The sequence below is a fragment of the Vitreimonas sp. genome, assembly GCF_036392335.1.
Taxonomy (GTDB): domain Bacteria; phylum Pseudomonadota; class Alphaproteobacteria; order Caulobacterales; family Aquidulcibacteraceae; genus Vitreimonas.
Genome location: NZ_DASVYD010000012.1, coordinates 1 through 6142, shown reverse-complemented (window position 1 = coordinate 6142; position 6142 = coordinate 1). Strand labels below are relative to the sequence as shown.

Here is a 6142-nt window from a genome sequence, read left to right as displayed (position 1 = left end):
AACGGGGGAGGATTCCACTCGCCCACTGGGCATCATGAAATCGCCGGCCACACGCTCTTCGGCCAGCGCCCAATTCTGCGTGGCCGGACGCAAAAACGGTTGTGGCGCTTCATATGCTCGCACTGCGCCGAGCGCGGTCTGCGCGGTGGTGGTCGACGCACGATGCCCAGCGCCAGCCAACGCATGCGACAACGCACCGACGATCAAACCACGCACCAAAGCCGCGTCGCGAAAACGCACCTCTGTCTTCGCCGGGTGCACGTTTACGTCCACATCGCCCGCCGGCAAATCCAAGAACAACGCCGCGACAGGATGGCGGTCGCGCGCCAGCAAATCCTGATACGCCGCGCGCACCGCGCCGACGATCAGCTTGTCCTTCACCGGCCGACCGTTGACGAACAAATGCTGGTGCTCGCGCGTGCCGCGATGAAATGTCGGCAAGCCGGCGAAGCCCGAGAGCCGCACCGTGTCGCGCTTCTGATCGAGTAGGATACAATTCGGCGCAAAGTCGGCGCCCAAGATCGCCGCCAACCGCGCGCGCCGGCCTTCGTTTTCCGGATCGACCTCCGCGTTCAGACGCAGCGTCACCCGCCCGTCATGCTCCAATAGAAACGCCACGTCCGGTCGCGCCATCGCCAGACGCTTGACCACATCCGACACCGCCATCATCTCGGCGCGTTCGGACTTCATGAATTTCAAACGCGCCGGCGTGGCAAAGAAAAGATCGCGCACTTCAACGCGCGTGCCGTGCTCGCTCAAAGCCGCCCACGCAGAGGGCTTCACCGGCTGCAGCGCGCCGCCTTCAACTTCGATCGCCCACGCATCATTCGCGCCGCGCGCCTTCGACACGATCGAGAGTCGCGCCACTGCGCCGATCGAGGGCAGCGCCTCGCCGCGGAAACCCATCGTATAGATGTTCAGAAGATCAACATCGCCGCCGTCCCCGGCGACCAGTTTCGACGTCGCGTGTCGCTCCACGGCCAGAGGCAGTTCAGCGCGCGGGATGCCGCCGCCATCGTCCTCAATCGAAATCAGCCCAAGCCCGCCGCGCTCGATGCGGATCGCCACGCGCTTGGCCCCCGCGTCGAGCGCGTTCTCCACCAATTCCTTCACGGCGGCCGCTGGGCGCTCAATCACCTCGCCCGCGGCGATGCGGTTCACGGCTTCGGGGGGCAGACGGCGGATCGGCATGAGATTCGGCGGCAACCTAACACATAGTGACGGCCCGGCTCCCCTGCGAGCCGCAGGCGCCCTAGGTTCGTTGCATGACCGATTCACCCAAACCGAACGCGGCGCAAATCGCCTCCCCGTCTTACCGCCTCGCCGCCCTCGATCAGGACTTCCTGCTGAGCGAGACAACCCGGGGCATCCGGTTCCTGCTCGAATACGAAAAAGCCGACCAGATGCTGAAGCGTGCGCACATCGCCTCGACCATCGTCGTGTTTGGCAGCGCCCGCATTCGGGAGGACGGCCCCGGCAAGCAGGCGCATTGGTACGCCGAGGCGCGCAGATTTGGCCGCATCGCCTCGGAACGCGGCGGCGCGCTCTGCGAAGAAGGCGGCACGCGCTACAATGTGATCGCCACTGGCGGCGGTCCGGGCGCGATGGAAGCCGCCAACCGCGGGGCGCGCGAAGCCGGCGCGCCGAGCATCGGCTTCAACATCACGCTGCCGCACGAACAAGAACCCAATTCATACTCGACGCCCGAACTCACCTTCGCCTTCCACTATTTCGCGATGCGCAAAATGCACCTCGCCATGCGCGCCAATGCGCTTGTGGTTTTCCCCGGCGGCTTCGGCACGATGGACGAATTATTCGAACTGCTGACGTTGCGCCAAACGCGCAAAGCTTCACACGTCCCGATCGTGCTGATCGATGAAGCTTATTGGCGCACAGTGATCAATTTCGAGAAGTTCATCGAGTACGGCATGATCGACGCCGCCGATCTCACCCTCTTCCGCTTCGCCGACACCGCCGAAGCCGCGTGGGAAGCGCTGCTAGAGCAAGGCCTCGGCGCCGCGCACGACACCGATGCGGACGAAGATCTCGCGCGCGATATGTGAGGCTTGGCGGAATCGCCCCCTATCATTGTCAGCTTTCCCGCTCCCGGCGCACCGCGCCTTAGCGCATCTCCAATCAAGGCGAGGCGCAAAGGAAAGCAACATGAAGAAGTACATTATTGAACGCGAAATCCCGGGTGTGGACCGCATGAGCGAGGGCGACCTTTCCGGCGCGGCCAAGACTTCCAACGCAGCGCTGGCCCAATTGGCGCCGCGCGTGCAGTGGCTCCAATCCTACGTCGCCAAGGACAAGACGTTCTGCGTGTATCTGGCGGAGAATGAAGACGCAGTCCATGAACATGCCCGCATCTCCGGCTTTCCAGCCAATAAGATCACGGAGATCACCGGGGTAATCGATCCAACGACCGCACGCGGCTAGTGACGGGCCGGTACCCTAATCCTAAAGTGACGGCCTCTCTCGGAGGGGGCGGAATGCACAACGTCACGGTCGTGCTGCTGGACGACGGCTTCGCATCGACGGCGCTGATGCCGATCGAGATTTTCCACTCGGCCGGCGGCTTGTGGCGCGAATTGCGCGGCGAGTCGCCGGAGCCGCGTTTTTGCGTGACCACGGTGTCGCTGAACGGCGGCCCGGTGCGCAGTCCGTACGCGGGCTTGATGATGACGCCGCAGGGCGCCCTCGACGATGTGGAGCAATCCGACATCGTCATCATCCCAACGTCTGGTCTCGCGCTTGACGAGAAATTGTTAGAGAACAGCGCGCTCATTCCATGGCTCCTAAAACAATATGGCATGGGCGCGTATCTCGCCGGCGTGTGCATGGGTTCGGCTTACCTCGCCGAAGCTGGCCTGCTGGACGGCAAACGCGCAACGACCCACTGGGCCGTCGCCCCGGATCTACGCCGCCGTTATCCCCGCGTTCATTGGCGTGAGGACATGTTCGTGACCGAGGACTCGCGCTTGCTTTGCAGCGGCGGGGTCACCGCAGCCGCCGATGTGAGTCTTTATCTGGTGGAAAAGCTCTGCGGCCACGAAATCGCCGTGCAAACGGCCAAGGCGCTTCTGCTGACCATGCCACGCACCTCCCAATCCGGCTACGCGATGCTGCCGCTCTCGCCGCCACACAATGATGACGCCGTGCGCGGCGCAGAATATCTACTTCAATCGAAGTTCGCCGAGAATGTGAGCGTCGATCACCTTGCCTCGCAGGTCGGCATGAGCTCGCGCACGTTCTTGCGCCGCTTCAAGGCCGCTACTGGTCGATTACCCGGCGCGTATTTGCAGGCCGTCCGGGTCGAAAGTGCGAAAGCGATGCTCGAGCGTGACCGCGGCTCAGTACAAAGCATCGCGCTTGCGGTGGGTTACGAAGACGTCTCGTTCTTCCGCAGCATATTCAAGCGCGCGACCGGTATGACACCCGCAGAGTATCGCACGCAGTTCGCGAAATTGAACGTACGCAATCCCGACGCGCTAAATCCTGGCTCCGCCTGAATCCACAATTTGCGCGTGACATCGCCGCAGATCGTATGATACACGCGCGGCCCATTCGGAGACGTGTCGTGAGAACGCTGAAGCAAATCCCGAGCGACCAAATGCCCGTCGCCAATCGCGGCGAGCGGACGGATATGCGTGCGCGGAGGAGTTCGGCGAACTGACGTCTTCGGACATCGGAGCTTGAGAAACCCCTCCAAGGCGCGGCCTGGAGGGGTTTTTCGTATGCGCTCCAGGCCGCAAGACAGGTGTTAGACGACAGGTATCAGGTGTCAGCACACGCGCGACATCTGACACCTGATGCCTGACACCCGACACCTGAGAAGGAGACCGGTCATGGCCGGTTATGAAGAAATCCTCGGCGCGAATGCGCCGATCAAGGCCTGGATCAGCGGCGTGCCGGTGGAGCACGAAGCGCAAAACCAATTGCGCAACGTGGCCTCGCTGCCGTTCATCCATAGCCACATCGCCGTGATGCCGGACGTTCACTTCGGCATCGGCGCGACCGTTGGTTCGGTGATCCCGACCAAGGGCGCGATCATCCCCGCCGCTGTCGGTGTCGACATCGGCTGCGGGATGATGGCGGTGCGCACGTCGCTGACGGCGAACGATCTGCCGGATTCGCTTGCGCGCATTCGCGGCGCAATCGAACGCAACGTGCCGCACGGCAATGGCCCTGGCGGCAATCACCGCGAGTCGCCCGCCTCGGTCGATACCGCCTATCGCGACAGCGGTTTGCAGGAGCGCTACGAGGCGATCATCGACAAGCACCCGAAAGCGTCTGCGAAGGCGCAAACCGCGCAACTCGCCACGCTCGGCGGCGGCAACCACTTCATCGAGGTCTGCCTCGATGAAGAGGACCGCGTCTGGGTGATGCTGCACTCGGGCTCGCGTGGCTCCGGCAACCGCATCGGCCAGTACTTCATCGAGCGTGCGCGCGATGAATTGCTCCGCCGCGAGCTGGGCTACCACGTGCCAGATAAGGACTTGGCCTTCTTCATGGAAGGCGAACCTCTGTTCGCCGACTACGTCGAAGCCGTGGGTTGGGCGCAAGATTACGCCCGCCTGAACCGCGAGGTGATGATGGAGCGCACCTTGCGTGCGCTCCGCGACAACCTGCCCAAGTTCAAGCTCGAGAAGCACGCCGTGAACTGCCACCACAATTACGTGGCGCGTGAACGGCACTTCGGCGCCGACGTGTACGTGACCCGTAAGGGCGCGGTGCGCGCGGGCGTTGACGAGCTCGGCATCATCCCCGGATCGATGGGCGCGAAATCGTTCATCGTGAAGGGCAAGGGCAATGCGGATTCGTTCTGCACCTGCTCGCACGGCGCAGGCCGCGCGATGAGCCGCACCGAAGCCAAGCGTCGCTTCACGCTCGCCGACCACCGTGCGGCGACCGAAGGCGTGGAATGCCGCAAGGACGCGGGCGTGATCGACGAAACGCCGATGGCCTACAAGGACATCGACGCCGTCATGGCCGCCCAAAGCGATCTCATCGACGTGGTGCACACGCTGCGCCAGGTGGTTTGTGTGAAGGGGTGATACGAGATGTGAGAGCGATCTCACATCTCGTCATTCCGCACGCGCACTGGCTACTCGCTGACTGCGAGCCCTTCCGGCTGCCCTACCACGACAAACGTGAACGCATCCGGATTGAACAGACGCCGGATTACGCGGTTCACGTCTTCCAGCGTCACCGCCCGGATCAGATCGTTGCGGCGGTTGATGTAGTCGATGTCGCGTCCTGCCGCTTGATACGAATGCACGACACTGGCGATCTTGGAATTGCTGTCGAGCTCCAGCGCGAACGAGCCCGTAAGATACGTAATCGCGTCGTTCACTTCGGCTTGTGTCGCGCCTTCGTTGTAAAGCCGCGCCATCTCGGCGCGCGTGACGTCGATCGCTTCGCGCACATTGCCGTTCGCGGTTTGCGCCGAGCCGCGCAGCATCGCCGCATGATCGCGCACCGAAGGGCTGGTGCCGATGCCATAGACGAGCCCACGCTGTTCGCGCACCTGATCCATTAGCCGCGACGAGAACCCGCCTCCGCCCAAAATGTAGTTCGCCACCGCCAGCGGAATCCAATCCGGATCCTCGTCTTGAATGCCCGGCCCCGCGAACAGCACTAGGCTCTGCGGCTGCGGCAGTTCACGCACAATGAGCGGCGTCGGCGCAGCCAAGCTCACATCTGCCGGCTCCGGCGGCGCGGCGCCCTGCGGCAGCGCGCCGAAAACATGATCGATGGCAGCGCCCGCGGCGGCGTCATCAATGTCGCCAACGATCGTGACCTGCAGCGTCGCGCGATTGAACAAAGCCGTGCGTCGCTCACGCAGATTGGCCGCGCTGATCGCCGCCACGCTCTCACGCGAGGTGCGCCGTGCATAGGGATGGCTCGGATAAAGCGCCTGATCGAGCGCCAAATTGGCGATGAAGCTTGGATTGGTCTCGCGGGTGCGGATACCGACCAGCATCTGCCGCTTAATCCGCTCCAAAGGCGCTGCATCGAAGCGCGGCTCGTGCAGCGCCAAGCGCGCCATTTCAAACGCCGCGTCGCGGTTTTCGCTGAGCGTCACCACGCTCATGCCGATCCCATCCCAGCCGGCGCTGAAGCCGACAGACATGTTCAA

General features: G+C 63.3%; 6 protein-coding genes. 4 read left to right on the top strand and 2 right to left on the bottom strand.

Annotated elements, in window-relative coordinates:
• Nucleotides 1-1191 (bottom strand): DNA mismatch repair endonuclease MutL (gene mutL / locus VF769_RS02010; protein WP_331006695.1); only part of this gene is annotated, 1191 nt, incomplete at its 3' end.
• Nucleotides 1192-1265: 74 nt separating this feature from the next.
• Here mutL and VF769_RS02005 point away from each other — a divergent pair.
• The 4 genes from VF769_RS02005 (at nucleotide 1266) to VF769_RS01990 (ending at nucleotide 5057) form a co-directional block, all read left to right on the top strand.
• Entirely contained in the window at nucleotides 1266-2063 is a 798-nt protein-coding gene (locus tag VF769_RS02005; protein ID WP_331006694.1) for a TIGR00730 family Rossman fold protein, read from the top strand.
• Nucleotides 2064-2163: 100 nt separating this feature from the next.
• A complete protein-coding gene (locus tag VF769_RS02000; protein WP_331006693.1) occupies nucleotides 2164-2439 on the top strand; it encodes a DUF4242 domain-containing protein in 276 nt (91 codons plus the stop codon).
• Nucleotides 2440-2492: 53 nt separating this feature from the next.
• Nucleotides 2493-3512: a GlxA family transcriptional regulator gene (locus VF769_RS01995; protein WP_331006692.1), complete on the top strand. Its 1020-nt coding sequence runs from the start codon at nucleotides 2493-2495 to the stop codon at nucleotides 3510-3512.
• Nucleotides 3513-3848: 336 nt separating this feature from the next.
• Nucleotides 3849-5057 carry an RtcB family protein gene (locus VF769_RS01990; RefSeq protein ID WP_331006691.1) on the top strand — a complete coding sequence of 403 codons (1209 nt, stop codon included), beginning with the start codon at nucleotides 3849-3851 and terminating at the stop codon, nucleotides 5055-5057.
• Nucleotides 5058-5107: 50 nt separating this feature from the next.
• On the opposite strand, the gene VF769_RS01985 is transcribed toward VF769_RS01990, so the two are convergent.
• Nucleotides 5108-6142: pitrilysin family protein (locus tag VF769_RS01985; protein ID WP_331006690.1), on the bottom strand; the 1035-nt coding region annotated here is incomplete at its 5' end.